This is a genomic window from Bradyrhizobium sp. Y36, from assembly GCF_002531575.1.
GTDB lineage: Bacteria > Pseudomonadota > Alphaproteobacteria > Rhizobiales > Xanthobacteraceae > Bradyrhizobium.
In genome coordinates this window covers 411,874-428,521 of record NZ_NWTI01000003.1, presented here as the reverse complement: position 1 = coordinate 428,521, position 16,648 = coordinate 411,874, and the positions used below count along the sequence as shown (strand labels likewise).

16 protein-coding genes are annotated in these 16,648 nt (G+C 64.4%); 8 read left to right on the top strand and 8 right to left on the bottom strand.

Going from position 1 to position 16,648, the window contains the following annotated elements; genetic code table 11:
- Nucleotides 1-63 precede the first annotated feature (63 nt).
- The gene (gene ald / locus CO669_RS08645) at nucleotides 64-1,179 is read left to right on the top strand and encodes an alanine dehydrogenase (RefSeq protein WP_097659410.1); all 1,116 of its coding nucleotides are present in this window, start codon (nucleotides 64-66) and stop codon (nucleotides 1,177-1,179) included.
- Nucleotides 1,180-1,320: 141 nt separating this feature from the next.
- Here ald and CO669_RS08640 read toward each other — a convergent pair whose 3' ends face one another.
- The 3 genes from CO669_RS08640 to CO669_RS08630 are packed head-to-tail and all read right to left on the bottom strand — an operon-like array spanning nucleotide 1,321 to nucleotide 5,359.
- On the bottom strand, nucleotides 1,321-3,231 hold the full coding sequence (locus CO669_RS08640; RefSeq protein WP_097659350.1) for a flavin-containing monooxygenase: 1,911 nt from the start codon (nucleotides 3,229-3,231) through the stop codon (nucleotides 1,321-1,323).
- Nucleotides 3,228-3,869: a TetR/AcrR family transcriptional regulator gene (locus CO669_RS08635; protein ID WP_097659349.1), complete on the bottom strand. Its 642-nt coding sequence runs from the start codon at nucleotides 3,867-3,869 to the stop codon at nucleotides 3,228-3,230. The genes CO669_RS08640 and CO669_RS08635 overlap by 4 nt, the downstream gene beginning before the upstream one ends.
- Entirely contained in the window at nucleotides 3,866-5,359 is a 1,494-nt protein-coding gene (locus tag CO669_RS08630) for an AMP-binding protein (RefSeq protein WP_097659348.1), read from the bottom strand. Before CO669_RS08630 ends, CO669_RS08635 begins: the two co-directional genes overlap by 4 nt.
- Before the next feature lie 171 nt (nucleotides 5,360-5,530).
- Between CO669_RS08630 and CO669_RS08625 the strand changes: the two genes are divergently transcribed.
- The 7 genes from CO669_RS08625 to CO669_RS08595 all read left to right on the top strand — a co-directional run bounded on the left by CO669_RS08625 (nucleotide 5,531) and on the right by CO669_RS08595 (nucleotide 11,855).
- A complete protein-coding gene (locus CO669_RS08625; protein ID WP_097659347.1) occupies nucleotides 5,531-6,790 on the top strand; it encodes an ABC transporter substrate-binding protein in 1,260 nt (419 codons plus the stop codon).
- Between the two features lie 90 nt (nucleotides 6,791-6,880).
- A complete protein-coding gene (locus CO669_RS08620; RefSeq protein WP_097659346.1) occupies nucleotides 6,881-7,783 on the top strand; it encodes a branched-chain amino acid ABC transporter permease in 903 nt (300 codons plus the stop codon).
- Nucleotides 7,780-8,799 (top strand): branched-chain amino acid ABC transporter permease, encoded by a 1,020-nt coding sequence (locus tag CO669_RS08615; protein ID WP_097659345.1) that lies wholly within the window; start codon nucleotides 7,780-7,782, stop codon nucleotides 8,797-8,799. The genes CO669_RS08620 and CO669_RS08615 overlap by 4 nt, the downstream gene beginning before the upstream one ends.
- A gap of 2 nt (nucleotides 8,800-8,801) precedes the next feature.
- Nucleotides 8,802-9,557, top strand: a complete 756-nt coding sequence (locus CO669_RS08610) for an ABC transporter ATP-binding protein (RefSeq protein WP_097659344.1) — start codon at nucleotides 8,802-8,804, stop codon at nucleotides 9,555-9,557.
- Nucleotides 9,554-10,267, top strand: a complete 714-nt coding sequence (locus CO669_RS08605; RefSeq protein ID WP_097659343.1) for an ABC transporter ATP-binding protein — start codon at nucleotides 9,554-9,556, stop codon at nucleotides 10,265-10,267. The genes CO669_RS08610 and CO669_RS08605 overlap by 4 nt, the downstream gene beginning before the upstream one ends.
- A gap of 166 nt (nucleotides 10,268-10,433) precedes the next feature.
- Nucleotides 10,434-10,652: a hypothetical protein gene (locus tag CO669_RS08600; protein WP_014496622.1), complete on the top strand. Its 219-nt coding sequence runs from the start codon at nucleotides 10,434-10,436 to the stop codon at nucleotides 10,650-10,652.
- A gap of 144 nt (nucleotides 10,653-10,796) precedes the next feature.
- The gene (locus tag CO669_RS08595; RefSeq protein WP_097659342.1) at nucleotides 10,797-11,855 is read left to right on the top strand and encodes a YeiH family protein; all 1,059 of its coding nucleotides are present in this window, start codon (nucleotides 10,797-10,799) and stop codon (nucleotides 11,853-11,855) included.
- 138 nt (nucleotides 11,856-11,993) lie between these two features.
- On the opposite strand, the gene CO669_RS08590 is transcribed toward CO669_RS08595, so the two are convergent.
- The 5 genes from CO669_RS08590 to CO669_RS08570 form a co-directional block, all read right to left on the bottom strand.
- Nucleotides 11,994-12,866 (bottom strand): ABC transporter ATP-binding protein, encoded by an 873-nt coding sequence (locus tag CO669_RS08590; protein WP_097659341.1) that lies wholly within the window; start codon nucleotides 12,864-12,866, stop codon nucleotides 11,994-11,996.
- Entirely contained in the window at nucleotides 12,863-13,774 is a 912-nt protein-coding gene (locus tag CO669_RS08585) for an ABC transporter permease (RefSeq protein ID WP_097659340.1), read from the bottom strand. The genes CO669_RS08590 and CO669_RS08585 overlap by 4 nt, the downstream gene beginning before the upstream one ends.
- The gene (locus CO669_RS08580) at nucleotides 13,771-15,192 is read right to left on the bottom strand and encodes an ABC transporter substrate-binding protein (RefSeq protein ID WP_198963900.1); all 1,422 of its coding nucleotides are present in this window, start codon (nucleotides 15,190-15,192) and stop codon (nucleotides 13,771-13,773) included. The genes CO669_RS08585 and CO669_RS08580 overlap by 4 nt, the downstream gene beginning before the upstream one ends.
- A gap of 181 nt (nucleotides 15,193-15,373) precedes the next feature.
- Nucleotides 15,374-16,150: a Crp/Fnr family transcriptional regulator gene (locus CO669_RS08575; protein WP_097659338.1), complete on the bottom strand. Its 777-nt coding sequence runs from the start codon at nucleotides 16,148-16,150 to the stop codon at nucleotides 15,374-15,376.
- Nucleotides 16,151-16,328: 178 nt separating this feature from the next.
- Nucleotides 16,329-16,625 carry a gamma-butyrobetaine hydroxylase-like domain-containing protein gene (locus CO669_RS08570; RefSeq protein ID WP_198963910.1) on the bottom strand — a complete coding sequence of 99 codons (297 nt, stop codon included), beginning with the start codon at nucleotides 16,623-16,625 and terminating at the stop codon, nucleotides 16,329-16,331.
- Nucleotides 16,626-16,648: the final 23 nt, after the last annotated feature.

Below are 16,648 nucleotides of genomic sequence, written 5' to 3'. Positions count from 1 at the left end.
AACCAAACCGGCCCCGTCGCTACGATGAGGAGCGGAATCAATGCGTTGGCGAAGGAGCTCAGGATGCGCGTCGGTGTTCCCAGGGAGATCAAGGTGCAGGAATATCGCGTCGGGCTTACGCCGGGCGCCGTCCGTGAATACGTCGCGGCCGGGCATCAGGTGACGGTCGAGACCGGCGCCGGCGCCGGCATCGGCGCGTCCGACGAGGTGTATCGGCGGGCAGGGGCCGCCATTGCCGAGAGCGCCCGCGATGTCTTCGCCAGATCGGACATGATCGTGAAGGTGAAGGAGCCGCAGAAGAGCGAGTGGGCTCAGCTCCGCGAAGGCCAGATTCTGTTTACCTATCTTCATCTTGCGCCGGATCCGGAGCAGGCCAAGGGCCTGCTTGCCTCCGGCTGCACCGCGATCGCCTATGAGACCGTCACGGACGCGGGCGGTCACCTCCCGCTGCTCGCGCCGATGAGCGAAGTCGCCGGCCGCCTCGCCATCGAGGCCGCCGGCGCCGCGCTCAGGCGCTCGGCCGGTGGCCGCGGACTGCTGCTGGGCGGCGTGCCCGGCGTGCAGCCCGCGCGCGTGGTTGTGCTCGGCGGTGGCGTGGTCGGAACGCAGGCGGCACGCATGGCCGCGGGCCTCGGTGCCGAAGTCACCGTGATCGACCGTTCGATTCCGCGCCTGCGCGAGCTCGACGATCTCTTTGCCGGACGCGTGCGTACCCGCTTCTCGACCATCGAATCGGTCGAGGAGGAGGTGTTCGCCGCCGACGTTGTGATCGGCGCCGTGCTGGTGCCCGGCGCCAGCGCGCCGAAGCTCGTCACGCGCGCGATGCTGACATCGATGCCGCCCGGCGCCGTGCTGGTCGACGTCGCAATCGACCAGGGCGGCTGTTTCGAGACTTCGCACGCGACCACGCATACCGATCCGACCTATGAGGTCGACGGCGTCGTTCACTATTGCGTCGCCAACATGCCGGGCGCCGTGCCGGTGACCTCGAGCCAGGGCCTGAACAATGCGACGCTGCCGTTCGGCCTGATGCTGGCGAACAAGGGCTTTGCGGCGGTGCTGGAGAATCCGCATTTGCGCAACGGGCTGAACGTCCATCGCGGGCGGATTACCCACAAAGCGGTGGCGGAAAGTCTCGGGCTGGAGTTTGCCCCGGTCGAGAGCGGGCTGGCGGCGTAGGGGCCGCCGCTCCCGTCAAAGCGCGCGCAGCGAAGCGATCCAGAGTCCCTCCGCGGAAAGATCCTGGTTGCTTCGTTGCGCTCGCAATGACGGCGTGGTGACAGCGAGGTGCAATCGCCACAGCGGATCGGCAGCGGTGACTTACCCCTTCGTCAGCCTGTACTGCCCCAGATCCGGATCATGCGTCATCCGCCAGTAATCGACGAACCGCCATGGCATCGCCGAAAACACCCGGCCGCTCGAATTGCGGTAGTAGGTGCTCATGCCAGGATGGGTCCAGATCATGGCCTCGTGCTCGGCGTCGACCTTGCGGACATAGTCGTCGAGCACGTCCTGGCGGACGTCGATGGCGGCGAGGTTTTGCTCGATCATGGCGGCGAGACAGGCCGAGATGTAGCGGCTCTGGCATTCCGACTGGAAGATGACGCTGCCGCCATGGGCCGGTCCTGAATTCGGGCCGAGCATGCAGAAGAAGTTCGGAAAGCCCGGCACGGTGAGGCCGAGGAAGGCGGTCGGATTGTCGTTGGCCCAGGCCTGCCGCAAATCCTTGCCGTCGCGACCGCTGATGTTGAGGCGGGCCGCCATCTCCGTCACCTTGAAGCCGGTGGCGACCACGATGATGTCGGCGCGGCGGTGCTTGCCGTCGGCGGTGACGATACCGGTCTCGTCGAAATGATCGATCGTGTCAGTGACGAGCTCGACATTGTCTCGCATCAGCGTCTTGAACCAGTTGTTGTCGAGCAGGATGCGCTTGCCGTAGGGCGGATAGGTCGGCACGCACTTCTCGATCAGGTCCGGCCGACCCTGTAGTTCCGACAGGATGAAATCGGTCAGCTCCTGGCGGTGCCGGTCGTTACCCTTGTTGACCGCGCGCTCGGGGTGCGGCCAGGCCGGGTCCTTGCGCAGGAACGGCAGCAAGCCGTCGCCGTAGCGCCAGAACATGTTGAAGCGGTACCACTGCACATAGAACGGCAGATGCGACAGCAGCCAGCGTGCGCCCTCGCTGATCGGATCGGCATAGCCCTTCACCGGTCGCGCCCATTGCGCGCTGCGCTGATAGACCGTCACCGCGGCGACGCGGCCAGCGATCGACGGCACCAGCTGCATCGAGGTTGCGCCGGTGCCGATCACCGCGACATGCTTGCCGTCGAGCTTGATGTCATCCGACCACAGCGCCGAATGCAGGATCGTTCCCTTGAAGTCCTCCTCGCCCTTGAAGTGGGCGCGGGAGGGGTCGTTGAGCTGGCCGATGGCCGAGACCAGCGCGGTGGATTCGATGGTCTCTTCGCCGTCCTTGGTTTTCAGCGTCGAGATCCAGCGCTGCCTGCTGTCGTCCCAGCGCGACGAGGTCAGCTCGGTGTTGACGCGCAGATGATCGCGGATGCCGTATTCGTCCGCGACCTTGAGCAGGTAGCCGAGCAGCTCATCGCGCTGGCAGAAGTAGCGGGTCCACGCATTGCCTGAGCCGAACGAATAGGAATAGGAGTGGTTCGGCGTGTCGACGCCACAGCCGGGATAGCGGTTGATCCACCAGGTGCCGCCGAGTTCGGCGTTCTTCTCGACGATGGTGTAGGGGATGCCGAGCTGGCCGAGCGCGACGCCAAGCGCGATGGCGCAGACACCGGCGCCGACGATCAGCACATGCTGACCGGCAAGCGTCTCGTTGGACGGACGCACCGTCCATCGCGGCTCACGCGGTACGAAACCCATCTCCTCGCGCATCAGCGGCGCATATTCCGGCGCGACGTTCTCGCCGAGGCAGGCGCGCATCATCTTCAGCAGAAGTTCGTCGCCGGGATCGGTGATGACAGGCTTCGGCGTGCCGTCGGCAAACAGCCTGACCACCGCCGCGCGAATCTCGTCCTGGATCTGCCGGGGCACGCCGGCCTCGGGATCGGGGATGAGGCGGATATCGCGCTTGGGCAGGTAGGGCGGTTCGAGCCACTTCTCGTCGCCGGTCACGTGCACGAGCACCATCAGCAGGCAGCGGATGTCGCCCTCGGCGATCGCAGTCGTGAGATCGAACGGCTTTTGCGGAGATGCGATGTTCATGGCGTGTCCTGATCTCCGGATGCAATGAAGAGGCCGCGCGTCATCAGCTTGCGATAAGCCGAGATGACGTGGTCGGGCACGGCGGTGACGCCGCCTTGCGAATAGGAATAGCGGCGGCTGAGATAGCCGCGCGCGCCCATCAGCATGTGGACGATGGCCTCGAATTCCTCGTCGCTGTAATCGTGGCTCGCGCCCGCCGCTCGCGCGCGACGCAAGATGCGGACATAGGCGATCGAGATGTTGTCGAGGTGTTTCTGGTAGCCGATCGGCGCGAAGAACTCGGCCTCGTTGAGGATGCGCAGGAATTCCGGAACCTCGCGGATGAAGGCGAAGAAGGCGGAGAAGCGCGCGATCTCCTGCCGCGCCGCATCTGCCGTGCCGGTGCGGGCGCGGATGAACTCGACCATGTCGAGGCCGATCTTGGGCAGCAGCTGGTCGAGCAGCTCCTGACGGTTCTCGAAGTGATTGTAGAAGGTGCCTTGCGCGACGCCGGCTTCTTCCGTGATGCGGGCGACGGAGGCCTCCGCATAGCCATGCTTGCCGACGACCTTGGTCGCGGCGTCAAAGATCTTCTGCTTGGTCCAGGCATTGCGCTCGACGCGGTTGAGCTTCGTCACCTTGGCATTCGCTTGCGTCATTCAGACGTCTCCAGCTCGGCGCGCAGCACGCGCTTGAGGATCTTTCCACTCGGGTTGCGCGGCAGGCTGTCGCGGATGACGAGCTGCTTCGGCACCTTGAAGCTCGCCAACCGCGCGCGGCAATGATCGGTGAGGGCGGGGAGCTCGAGGCTGGCGCCCCCGGCCAGCACGACGACGGCGACGGGACGCTCGCCCCAGCGCGCATCGCGCAGGCCGATCACGGCGACCTCGCGTACCTCAGGCAGATCGTAGATGACGCGTTCGACCTCGGAGGAGGCGATGTTCTCGCCGCCGGAGATGATCATGTCCTTCTTGCGGTCGGTCAGGTACAGAAAGCCATCGTCGTCGAGATAGCCGACATCGCCGCTGCGGAACCAGTCGCCGAAGAAGGCCGATGCCGTTTTCTCCGGGTCCTTCCAATAGCCGCGCGTGATCTTGGGGCCGCGCAGGCAGATCTCGCCGTTGACGTTCGGCGGCAGTGTCTTGCCGCCCTCGTCGCGGATCTCGATCTCGACATGGGCGATGGCACGGCCGGTCGAGCCGATCTTCTCGATCTCGCGGCCGGCTTCCATGAAGGTGTCGCCGCCGACGGTCTCGGTGAGGCCATAGGCGTCGATATAGCGCGCGTTGCGGAAGAATTCAGAGAAGGCGCGGATGCGCAGCTCCGGCGTCTTCTCGCCGCCGCCGATCGCCCATTGCAGGCTGGAGACGTCGTAGCGGTCGCGGGTCGGGCAGGTGAGAATCGCGGTGGTCATCACGGGTGCGAACCAGGCGGCGTTGAGCTTGTCCGCGGCGATGGCCGCGAGCGCCGTCTCTGGTTCGAAATTGCGCTCGATGCGGATGAAGCCGCCGTGCCAGAGCACGGCGATGCCGGGCAGGTCGAGCGCGCCGACGTGATAGAGCGGGCCGACGACGAGAAGCCGCGTGTCGGCGCTGAGGCCGAGCGCGATGGTCTGGTCGGCCGACTTCCAGTAGAAATTATCGTAAGTGAGCATCACGCCCTTGGGGCGGTCGGTGGTGCCCGAGGTGTACATCAGGCGCATCAGGTCTGACGGCTGACGAACATGCATGGAGGCGGGCGGCGCGTCACCTGCGAGGTGCGTGATGCTCTGCTGCGCAGCTTCGTTCAGCAGGACAGTCTTCGTACCCGCGGCATTGGGGGCGAGCTCTTCATCGGCGATCAGCAGGCGTGCGCCGGCGTTGATGGCGATGTAGCCGACCTCGTCGCGGGAGAGGCGGAAATTGATCGGCAGGAAAATCGCCCCGAGATGGCTGGTGGCGAAGACGAGCTCCAGGAACGCCGCGCTGTTCTTCATGAGCACGGCGACGACATCGCCGGCGCCGATGCCCTGTGCGGCAAGCCAGCCCGCGACCCCGCGCACGCGCGCATCCAAGGCCGCGTAGGAAATCTCCTCGCCGCGATATTTCAGCGCAGGTCGCTCAGGCGTGCGCCGGGCATGGAAGGCGATGAAGCTCGACAGGTTGATCATGGCGCTTGTTTGGGCCGGTTGCCGGCCTCGTTCCCTCCGCGATGAATTCTGACTCGTAATTCATCTTTGGCTTGACGTCACCCCCCTACCTCTGAAATCCTCGGGAACACGGAGACGAGACGATCTCCAGCAAGGGACCAGGAAACGCCGACCCGAAAGAGGGAGGGGAAAATGACGAGAACCCGCACGCCGGGCATCAGCCGCCGTTCAACACTGGCGCTGATGGGCGCCGGTGCGATGACGTTTACCGCGCCGTGGGTAGCGCGCGCACAAGCCAAGACGATCAAGATCGGTATGCCGACGATCCTGTCAGGCCGCGTCGCGCAGCTCGGCACGTCCTCGCGCAATGCCGTGATGCTCGAAGTGGAGAAGGTCAACGCCGCCGGCGGCCTCGCCGGGCGTCAGATCGAGATGGTGGTCCGCGATTCCAAGGGCCAGCCGCAGGAAGCGGCCCGCGTCGCGCGCGAACTCGTCAACACCGACGGCTGCGAGCTGCTGCTCGACGGCGAAGCGTCCTCCGGATCGTTCGCGGTGCACGAGGTTGCACGTGACCTCGGCGTGCTCTGCATCCACACCTGCTCGGAAGCTTCCTCGCTCACTGCCGATCCGAAGCAGCACATCCCCAACGCATTCCGCTGCGTGCGGCAGGGCATCCATGATTCCATCGTCGGCGGCAGTTACGCCGCCGCGATCTCCAAGGCCAAGGGCCTGAAGAAGTGGGCGACGTGCTCGCCCGATTACGCCTATGGCCGCGACACCACCGGCGAGTTCACGCTTTACCTGAAGCGCTTTGCGCCCGATGTCGAGATCATCAGCGAGTCCTGGCCAAAGCTGTTCCAGCCCGATTACACCGAGGTGGTGACGAAGATTTTGCAGGCCAAGCCGCAGGCGCTGTATTCCTGCCTGTGGGGCGGCGATCTCACGTCCTACATCGACCAGGCCAACATCTACGCGATGTTCGGCCAGATGGAGGTGTTCGCGGTCAACATGGCCGACTACACCGCGCTCACCGTGGTGAAGAACCTGCCCAAGGGCATCCATTCCGGCAACCGCTACATCAAGACGTTTCCGACCACGCCGGAGAATGCCGCCTGGGGCGATGCCTACAAGGCCAAGTACAACGAATATCCGACCAACTGGTCGTGGCAGAACGCGACCGCGGTGATGTTCCTCGCCGAAGCCGCCAAAAAGGCGAACTCGGCCGACGGCAAGAAGCTCGCGGAAGTCCTGAAGGGCCTCACTATCAAATGCCCGTTCGGCGCCGACGGCACCGTGACGATGCGCGGCGACGACCACACGCTGGTCGGCTATGCCATCGGCTGGGGCACCACGATTCCGCAGGAGCCGTATGTGCCCGAGGTCAAGGCCGGCGACTGGAAGACCATCTTCGAGCTCGAAGCCGAGTGGAAGAAGAGCAAGGGCTACACCTGATCTGATGCGCGGCGGAGGCGGGCGACCGTCTCCGCCATTTTCGTTTGGTCCTCCGCGTCATCTCAGGCGCGCGACAATGAAAGTGCTCCCGTGGATCTCGATGCGCTTGCCGGCTGCCTCTCCAGCTCCGCCTGCCTGGTGACGCAGACCACCAGCGGCCTCATCATCGGCATGCTGCTGTTCCTGGTCGCGGTCGGGCTGACCTTGATCTTCGGCGTGCTCAAGGTGGTCAATTTCAGCCACGGCGCCTTCTACATGTTCGGCGCCTATTTCGCGATGACGGCCTACCAGCTCACCGGCAGCTTTGCGCTGGCGATGCTGGCGGGCGCGGCCGGGACTGCGATCCTTGGCCTGATCTTCGAGCGCGTCTTCATGAGCCGCGTCTATGGCGCGGACGTCTTGATGCAGCTGCTCGTCTGCTATGCCTTTGTGTTGATCTTCGACGATGTGGTGCGCATCATCTGGGGACCGGAATTCAAGTCGATGGGCATGCCGTCCGCGTTCCAGGTGATGCCGCTGTTCATCGCCGGCGGCGTGGTGCCGCCTTATTATCTGCTGCTCATCGGCGTCGCGCTCGTCGCGGCCATCGTGCTCGGTGCTGGCCTGTCGCGCACGCGCATCGGTAAGGTGATCCGCGCCGCCGCGCATAATCCCGGCATGGTCTCCGCGCTCGGCATCAACACCGGCCTGATCTATGGCGGCGTGTTCGCGCTCGGCGGAATGCTGGCAGGCCTTGCCGGCGCGCTCGCGGCGCCAGTGCGCTCGCTGACGCCGGGAATGGGATTTTCCGTGCTGATCGAATCCTTCATCGTCACGGTGATCGGCGGCATGGGCTCGATCCTCGGCGCGCTGATCGGCGCGCTGCTGCTTGGCTTGATCCGCTCGTTCGGCTCGCTCGGCTTTCCTCTGTTCACGGAAGGCTTGATGTATCTGTTCATGGTGATCGTGCTCGTCTCCAAGCCAACCGGCCTGTTCGGCAAGGAGGCGGCATGACCGAACTCGAGGCCGGCCGCGCCCAGGCACTGCCATCGGTGCGCAGCGGCGCGGCGCTGCGGCGCTATCGCGATCTGCTGATCGCGGTCATTGCGTTCGCCGTGCTGGCGAGCCTGCCGCTGTTCACGGGCAGCAAGGCGCTGCTCGATTTCATCATCCGCTGCTCGGCCTACGGCCTGTTCGCGACCTCGCTCAATCTCCTGGTTGGCTACACCGGCCTGACCTCGTTCGGCCATGGCATGTTCTTCGGGCTCGGCGCCTACAGCTTCGGCCTGATCATGCAGAAGCTCGGCGTGCCCATTCCGGTCGCCTTCGTCGCGACGCTGGCGATCACTGCCGTGATCGCTGCGATCATCGGCGCGATCTGCGTGCGGCTGAAGGAGATCTATTTCGCCTTCGTCACGCTCGCCTTCCAGATGCTGATCCATTCGACCATCCTGTCCTGGGCTTCCTTCACCGGCGGCGACCAGGGCCTGCGTGGCGGCATTCCGCGGCCGGTCTTTCTCGGCATCGATCTCGCCAACCACGTCCATCTCTATGTCACGAGCTGCGCGCTGCTGATCCTCGGCCTGCTCGCGATGCGCCAGATCGCGCAATCGCCGTTCGGCTACACGCTGCGCATGATCCGCGACAATGCCGCGCGCGCGAGCTTTCTCGGCATCGACGTCTGGCGCGCAAAGCTCACCGTGTTCGTGCTGGCGGCGCTGTTCGCGGCGATGGGCGGCATGGTGATGGCGCTGTTCGTCTCGGGCGCCTATCCGGAATTCGCCTACTGGACCATCTCGGGAGAAGCGATCTTCATCAACATGCTCGGCGGCGTCTCGACCTTCCTCGGGCCGATCGTCGGCACGGTCCTGCTGCTTCTGCTCAACGACACCGTGACGCGCTTCACCGAATATCATGGCATCGTGCTCGGCGTGGTCATCCTGTTCTTCGCGCTGGGCCTGCGCAAGGGCCTGCTGGACTTCGTCGCCGAATGGTTCGCGCACCGGCGCGACGCTGGCGAGGGGCGCTAGCCATGCTTGAGATCCGCAACCTCGCAAAATCCTTTGGCGGCGTGAAGGCGACCAACGACGTCACGCTCGACTTCCCCGACGGCTCGCTCACGGCCGTGATCGGTCCGAACGGCGCCGGCAAGAGCACGTTCTTCAATCTGATCACCGGCGCGCTCAAGCCTGACAGCGGTCAGGTGCTGCTCGACGGCGTCGATCTCGCCGGGCGATCGCCGCCGGAGATCGTGCGCCACGGCATCGGCCGCGCCTTCCAGGTCGCGAGCATCTTCAAGTCGTTGACGGTGCAGGAAACCATGCTCGCGGCCGTCAGCGCCGACCAGCGTTCGTCCGCGGTCCTGCACAAGCGCTTTCCGCTGCCGGAGACACGCGACCGCGCCGAGCACGTGATGGAGCTGCTGGGCCTTGCCGGCAAGCGTCATCGCACCGCTGCGACGCTTTCGCATGGCGACCAGAAATTGCTCGACATCGCGCTGGCGCTGGTGCTCGAACCAAAGGTATTGCTGCTGGACGAGCCGACTGCCGGCATGGGTCCGGAAGAACGCTGGCGCATGATCGACAAGGTGCGCGAGCTCTGGGAGACCCAGAAGATCACCGTCGTGTTCATCGAGCACGACATGGACATCGTGTTCAAGATCGCGCCCAAGATCGTCGTGCTGTGCTACGGGCGCATCCTCGCCACGGGCACGCCCGACGAGATCCGCAACAACAGCGCCGTGATCGATGCCTATCTCGGCACCGAACATGCGGGAGCCGCCGCATGAGCGCCGTCGTCATCGAAGTCGCCGATCTCGACGTCTATTACGGCACCAGCCAGATCCTGTTCGGCGTCGGCCTGTCGGTGCGGCAGGGCGAGACCATGGCGCTGCTCGGCCGCAACGGTGCCGGCAAGTCGACGACGATGAAGGCGATCATGGGTCTTGCGCCGCCGCGTCGGGGCAAAGTGAGCCTGCGCGGTGCGGTGATCTCCGGCCAGAAGCCGCACACGATCGCGCGCGCGGGTCTCGGCTTCGTGCCGGAGGACCGCCAGATCTTTCCGGAGCACAGCGTCGAGGACAATCTGGTCATCGGTCGCAAGAAGGGACCTGAGGGCCAGGACGAATGGCCGATCAAGCGGATCTATGAGGTCTTCCCGCTGCTGGAGCCGCTGCGCCATCGCATCGCCGGACGCCTCTCCGGCGGCGAGCAGCAGATGCTGGCGATCGCGCGCACGCTGATGGGCAATCCCGCGCTGCTGCTGCTGGACGAGCCGAGCGAGGGCCTTGCGCCGATCATCGTGCAGCGGATCGGCGAGCTGCTGCGCCAGCTTCGAAGCATTGGATCAACCGTGCTGATCGCCGAGCAGAACATGCATTTCTGCCTCGGCCTTGCCAGCCACGCCACGGTCATCGACAAGGGCCAGATCGTCTATGCCGCGGGAATCGACGCGCTGAAGGCCGATGATGCCATCCGGCGGCGCTACCTGGCGCTGTAGACCGGACGCCGGTGCCTAAGTAGGCCGGAAGAAGAAAACTATTGTCCCGGGCAAGTCCGGCGGAAGGAGATTCCCCTCGCAGGGGCAAAAACGCCAATCGCTTCCATTGCCGTTTGGGTGGGAAACGACGACATTCCCATTTGAAATTGATGGATTGGCCACGGTCATGGAACGCACTGGATTTGAGCCTTTCGGCGAGCAGCTGGTGTCCGCAACGGATGCCCAGCCGAAATCGCGTGCCTCAAAGCTCCTGCTGCGGGCCGGCACCACGGTGTTCTGGTCGCTTGTCGCCGGCATCGTGCTGGCCCGTGCGGCCTTCTTCGAGCCGGGCATCTATGACGGCTTCAGCCGGGTTGCTTCGCTCGCCAAGAGCCTGATCTTCTAAGGCTTGCCTTCTGAGGCTGGCCTGATCGTCTGACCACGATTATTCCGGGCTGGGGACAGAACTTCTCTCGGCCCTGATATGCCGAAAACTTATTCCCCATTGAGCCGACGCTGCGTATAAATATTTCTCCTCTGGGAGAGATTTGTGTCGCAGAATCAAGCATCCAGCCCGGCCGACGCCAAGCCGACCACTGCCGCGAGCCGCGTCGTCGCGCTGATTCCCGGCATTCTGCTCTGTATTGCCGTGGCCGGCGTTTCGGCCCTGCTCGAGCACCTGGAACTGGGGGTCTTCGAGCACCCCTATGTCGAGGCGCTGGTGATGGCGATCCTGCTCGGCATGGCGCTGCGCAGCTTCTGGAAGCCGGCTCCGCGCTGGCAGGCCGGCATCGCCTTCAGCGCCAAGCAGCTGCTTGAGGTGGCCGTCATGCTGCTGGGAGCCTCGATCAGTTTCGCCGCCATCGCCGCTTCGGGTATTGCGCTGCTGGCCTCGATCGCCGCGGTCGTCGTGATCGCGCTCTGCGTGTCCTTCGGCCTCAGCCGGCTGCTCGGCCTGTCGACGCGGTTGTCGATCCTGATCGCATGCGGCAACTCGATCTGCGGCAATTCGGCGATTGCGGCGGTGGCGCCCATCATTGGCGCCAACAACGACGAGATCGCATCCTCGATCTCCTTCACCGCGATCCTCGGCGTGATGATGGTCCTCGGCCTGCCGCTGTTGATCCCGCTTCTGCAACTGTCCGCCACGCAATATGGCATCCTCGCGGGCCTGACCGTCTATGCGGTGCCGCAGGTGCTCGCCGCGACGGTGCCGGCGGGGCTCGTCTCGACGCAGATCGGCACACTGGTGAAGCTGATGCGCGTGCTCATGCTGGGGCCCGTCGTCGTCGGCCTGTCGCTGGTCGCCTCGCGCTGGCAGAGCGATGCCAAGAAGACCAATGTCGGTTTCTTCCGCCTGGTCCCCTGGTTCATCCTCGGCTTCCTCGCGCTCGCGACGCTGCGCTCCCTCGAGATCGTACCGGGCACTGTGGTGGCGCCGATCACGAAGATCACCGGCTTTCTCACGGTGGTGTCGATGGCCGCTCTCGGTCTCGGCGTCGACGTGAAGGTGCTTGCCAATGTCGGGGGCAGGGTGACGGCCGCGGTGACGCTGTCGCTGATGCTGCTGCTCGGCATCAGCATCGCACTGGTGCACTGGTTCAAGTGATCAGGGCAACCCTGCCGTAGGGTGGGCAAAGGCGCGAAGCGCCGTGCCCACCATCTGTTTCTGATTGCAAAAGGTGGTGGGCACGCTTCGCTTTGCCCACCCTACGAGACCGTCATCGCCGTGAGGGGGACGGCCCAATCAAATCACATCCGCCAGCGAATGGCCGTGCAGCTCGATGTTGAGCCCCTGCATGCCCATGTCGCTGATCTCGCCGCCCATCGCCTTCAGGCTCTCCTCGCGGATCAGGGACATCAGCCCGCGGCGGAGCGCCAGGAATTCCGACGACATCATCATCGATTGCTGCCGCGGCCGCTCCAGCGGGATCGGGATCTCCGCCTTGATCGAGCCGGGGCGTGCGGTCATGCAGTAGACGCGGTCGGACAGGAAGATCGCCTCGTCGATGTCGTGGGTGACGAACAGCACCGAGATCTTCAGCCGCTGCCACATGTTGGTGAGGATCTGCTGCATGATGACGCGCGTCTGCGCGTCGAGCGCGCCGAAGGGCTCGTCCAGCAGCAGCACCTTCGGCCCCGTCGCCAGCGCACGGACGATGCCGACGCGCTGCTTCATGCCGCCGGAGAGCCTTTCCGGATAGTGCTTCTCGAAGGCCTCCAGACCCGCGAGCCCCAGCAGGGTGCGCGCGGCACGCTCGCGCTGGGAACGCGGCATGCCGCGCATCTTCAGGCCGAACTCGACGTTCTCGCGCACCGTCTTCCAGGGAAACAGGGAATATTGCTGGAACACCATGCCGCGCTCGGCGCTGGGGCCGTTCACACGCTCGCCGTCGACGGTGACGATGCCGGTCGTGGGCTTGAGAAAGCCGGCGACCGCATTGAGCAGCGTCGACTTTCCGCAGCCGGACGGGCCGACGATCGAGACGAACTCGCCAGGCTTCACGTGGATCCGGGTGTCGGTGACGGCTTGCACCGCGCCCTCGATGGTCTCGTAGGCGAGGGAGAAGTTCTTGACCTCGATATGGCCTTTCGGCGTGTTGACCGAGACCTCGCTCATTTTGCGCTCCACGGCATCACCAAACGTCCCGCGCCCCTGATCAGGACGCTCGATCCGAGCCCGAGCACGCCGATCGCGATCATGCCGAGCGCGATGTCAGCGTATTGGACAAGGGAGTAAGCTTCCCAAGTGAAATAACCGATGCCGTACTGCCCGGAGATCATCTCGGCGGCGATCAGCGACACCCAGGCGACACCCATGCCCACGGTGAGACCGGTGAAGATGTGCGGCAGCGAGGCCGGGAAATACACCTCGCGGAAGATCGAGCGCTCGCGGGCGCCGAGACATTGCGCGGCGCGCACCAACACCGGATCAACCAGCGACATGCCGTGCAGCGTGTTGACCAGGATCGGGAAGAACGAGCCGAGGAAGGTGATGAAGACGATGCTCTGCTCGTTGGTCGGCCACAGCATGATCGCCATCGGCACCCAGGCGATCGCCGGGATTGGACGCAGCACTTCGGCCACGGGGAAGACGATCTCATGCACCAGCTTGAAACGGCCCATGATCAGGCCGAGCGGCACGCCGACGACGGCCGCCAGCGAGAACCCGATGAAGATGCGCCGGCAGCTGAGCAGGATGTGCATCAGGAATTTGGGATCGTGGATCGCCTTGCTGAAGCTCGCATAGACCGCGAGCGGCGAGGGCACGTTGGTGAAGCGCACGAAGAACACGACGCGATAGGTGGTGAGCAGGTGCCAGACCAGCAGGAAGGCGAGCAGCGAGATCACCCCGATCGCGGTCGCGCGCAGGCCGGCCCGGTTGAGCCGGTACCAGCGCAGTGCGAGCGTGCCGAAGGAAGGTGGCGCGGTGGGCGGGGTGACGACGGCGGGCGTGGAGCCCGCCTCTGCAAGTGCTGTTGCCGGCATGCTGTGCTCGGGATGTCTGGCGAGGGCGGGGCTGCTCACGTCTTGCCTCCGCCGACGGCGGCCTTCACCGCGTCGTCGAAGCCGAGCACCTTGCCGCTGATCTTGGCGGCATAGGCTTCGGCGTCCTTCTTCAGCAGGAACGGGGCAACGTCGCCATTGCCGACCGCGAAGAAGGCCTGGTCGGCGAACAGCTTGATGCCGCGCGTGGTGTCGAAGACATAGGCGACGTTGATCTTCTTGCCCTTGGCCTTGTAGTCGGCGTAGGCGCCGAGGGTGCAAGCGGTGGACGAGAAAGGCATGATGCCGGCATCGTCGACCCAGACTTCCCCGGCCTTGCGCGGATCTGCGATCGGCTTCTTGCAGAAGGCGTCCTCGCCCGAGATCTCGTAATTCTTCGTGCTTGCAAGCTGCGCGTCGTAGTCGAGCTTCATCTCGGCATAGGCCTTGCGGATGTAGCTGTCGTCGACCCATTTCTTCGGATCGAACTCCTTCATGCGGCCGAGATTCTGCAGCACCTTGACGTCGGTCGTGGCGGCATCGATCAGCGCCGGCTTGACTGTCGGGTCGGTCGTCATATTGCCGCTGGGCCCTAGGAAGATGTAGACGACTTCCTTGTTGATGCCGGTCCATTCCTGGATTTTCTCCGCGGCCAGCTTGGGGTCGTCGCGCAGCCACTGGTTCGCGGCGATCAACGCCTTGAAATAGGCGACGACGACTTCCGGATACTTCTCGGCAAAATCGGTGCGGACGACGATGCCGTGGAAGGTCGGCAGATTCGTCTCGACGCCGTCAAAGATCTTTCGTGCGAAGCCACGGAACGGCAGCAACTCGGCGAAGGGGACGAAGTCGGCGTGCGCGTCGATCTTCTTCTCCTGGAGATTGGTCGAGCCAACCTCCGGGCTCTGGCTGACGAGCTGGAAGAAGTCGGAGGCATAGCCGCGATCCTGCATCGCTTTGAGCACCATGCCGTGCGCGGCGGAGCCGAAGGGTACGCTGACGAGCTTGCCCTTGAGATCGGCGAGGTCGAAATAGGGCGAGTCCTTGTGGACGACGAGGCCGTTGCCCGAGCCGGAGAGGCTGTAGGCCGCGATGCCCATCAGGCGGCTCTTGCTCTCGGGGTTACTCTCGAAGGTGAAGCCGTTCACGATCAGCGGATAGTCGCCCATCATGCCGATCTGCAGCTTGTTCGCCATCATCGCATTGGTGACGGGCGGACCGGAGGTGAAGTTCTGCCACTCCAATTCGAACTTGATGTTGGCGTATTTGCCGTCTTTCGGCAGGTACTTCTCCAGGAGATGCAACTGGCGGATGACGACGCCGGCGGTCACGGTGTTGGTCGTGGTGTCCTGCGTTCCGATGCCGAGCGTGACGGTCTCCGCCGAGGCCGGCTGCGCAGTGAATATCGCCAGCGACGTCACCGACATCGCGATCGAGAGCGTGGGAAGATGGCGGACCATTCTCATCCTCATTCGGTTGGATGTGCTGTGATTGCCATGATTGGGTGAGGGAGGGGACACGGCAAATCCGGAATGGCGACGGCAGTCGATTAGTTGCCGGGAAAAGGTGATTGCATACTCCTTGAGCAGTCCTGCACTATAAAGCCGCTTGCCTGTGCATCGGCCTTGGCCGCAAATTCCTCTAGTCGGATGCGTGGCCGCGCATCTCCTCCAGCACGTCGGTGCGGCAGACCAGGATCTGCGACCGCTTGGTCAACACGATTCCCTTCTCCTGCATGCGCTTCAGGCTGATCGTGACCCATTGCCTGGTGGCGCCGACCATGTGAGCGATGTCGGCATGGGTGAAGGCGGCTGCGATCACGGTGCCGTCGGCGTCCTCGACGCCGTAGAGTTCGACGAGATGCAACAAGAGATGTGCAAGGCGCTGGGTGATCGAGCGCGTTCCCAGCATCTGCGCCAGGGCCGAATAGCATTTGCCCTTGAAGGTGAGGCCTTCGATCAGGCCGATCGCAAGATTCGGGATCTCCGCCGCAAGGGACCGCAGCTCCTTGCCGGGCAGGTGCACGACGCTGCAATTGCTGGAGGGGACGCCAGACCATTGATGCACGGTGCCTTCGAACACTTCGGGTCCGCCGACGAAATTGCCGACATGCCAATAGGCGAGTGTGATCTCGCGCCCCTGTGGCGAGGTGTAGAACACCCGGATGCGGCCGCTCTCGATCAGCCAGATGCCGTCATGCTTGCCGCCCTGGCTGAACAAGGTCTGGCCGCGATTGAGCACTTTTCGCCGGCCCTGCTTCAGAACCAACTCCCGCTCGCGCGGCGAGAGCTTGTCCATCAGCGGCGGCGGCCCACCGATCCATCGCTGGTTCTCAGTAAGCAGTAGCGAGGAACTACCCGCAGGCCGGACTGCCGGGGGAACGGCCCCGCGAACCACATTCGCCGCCTGCAACATCATCTGCCTCCGGAACGTTCAAACCGTTCTAAAGAGGAGCAATGTCCGTGCCAGCTTTACGCCGCCGTCATCGCCCGGCTTGACCGGGCGATCCAGTATTCCAGAGACTGCCATGGCTTACGGAGAGGCCGCGGCGTACTGGATGCCCCGGTCAAGCCGGGGCATGACACCGAATACTGGGTCAGCGCCCCGCCAGGCTCAGCAGATACGTCTTCGGATAGATCCCCCTGTTATGCCCGTCCGAGAACGCGATGTTCAGCCCGTAGCCGAGATCGCCGATCTCGGTGATCGCAATCCCCGGAAATGTCTCCGGGAAGCGGCCGTCGAAGCGGGCGCGGGTGCAGTGCGCGCATTTGCATGACAGGCGGAGGGTTTCGGCCGGCACGCTCAGCGAATCGTCCTGCGCGGTGCGGACGAGCAGCGTTGCGAGATCATCGCTCGCTTCGTACTCGGACACGGTCGGGGCCACCGGAGTCATGGTCATGAGGAACCTCCAACTTC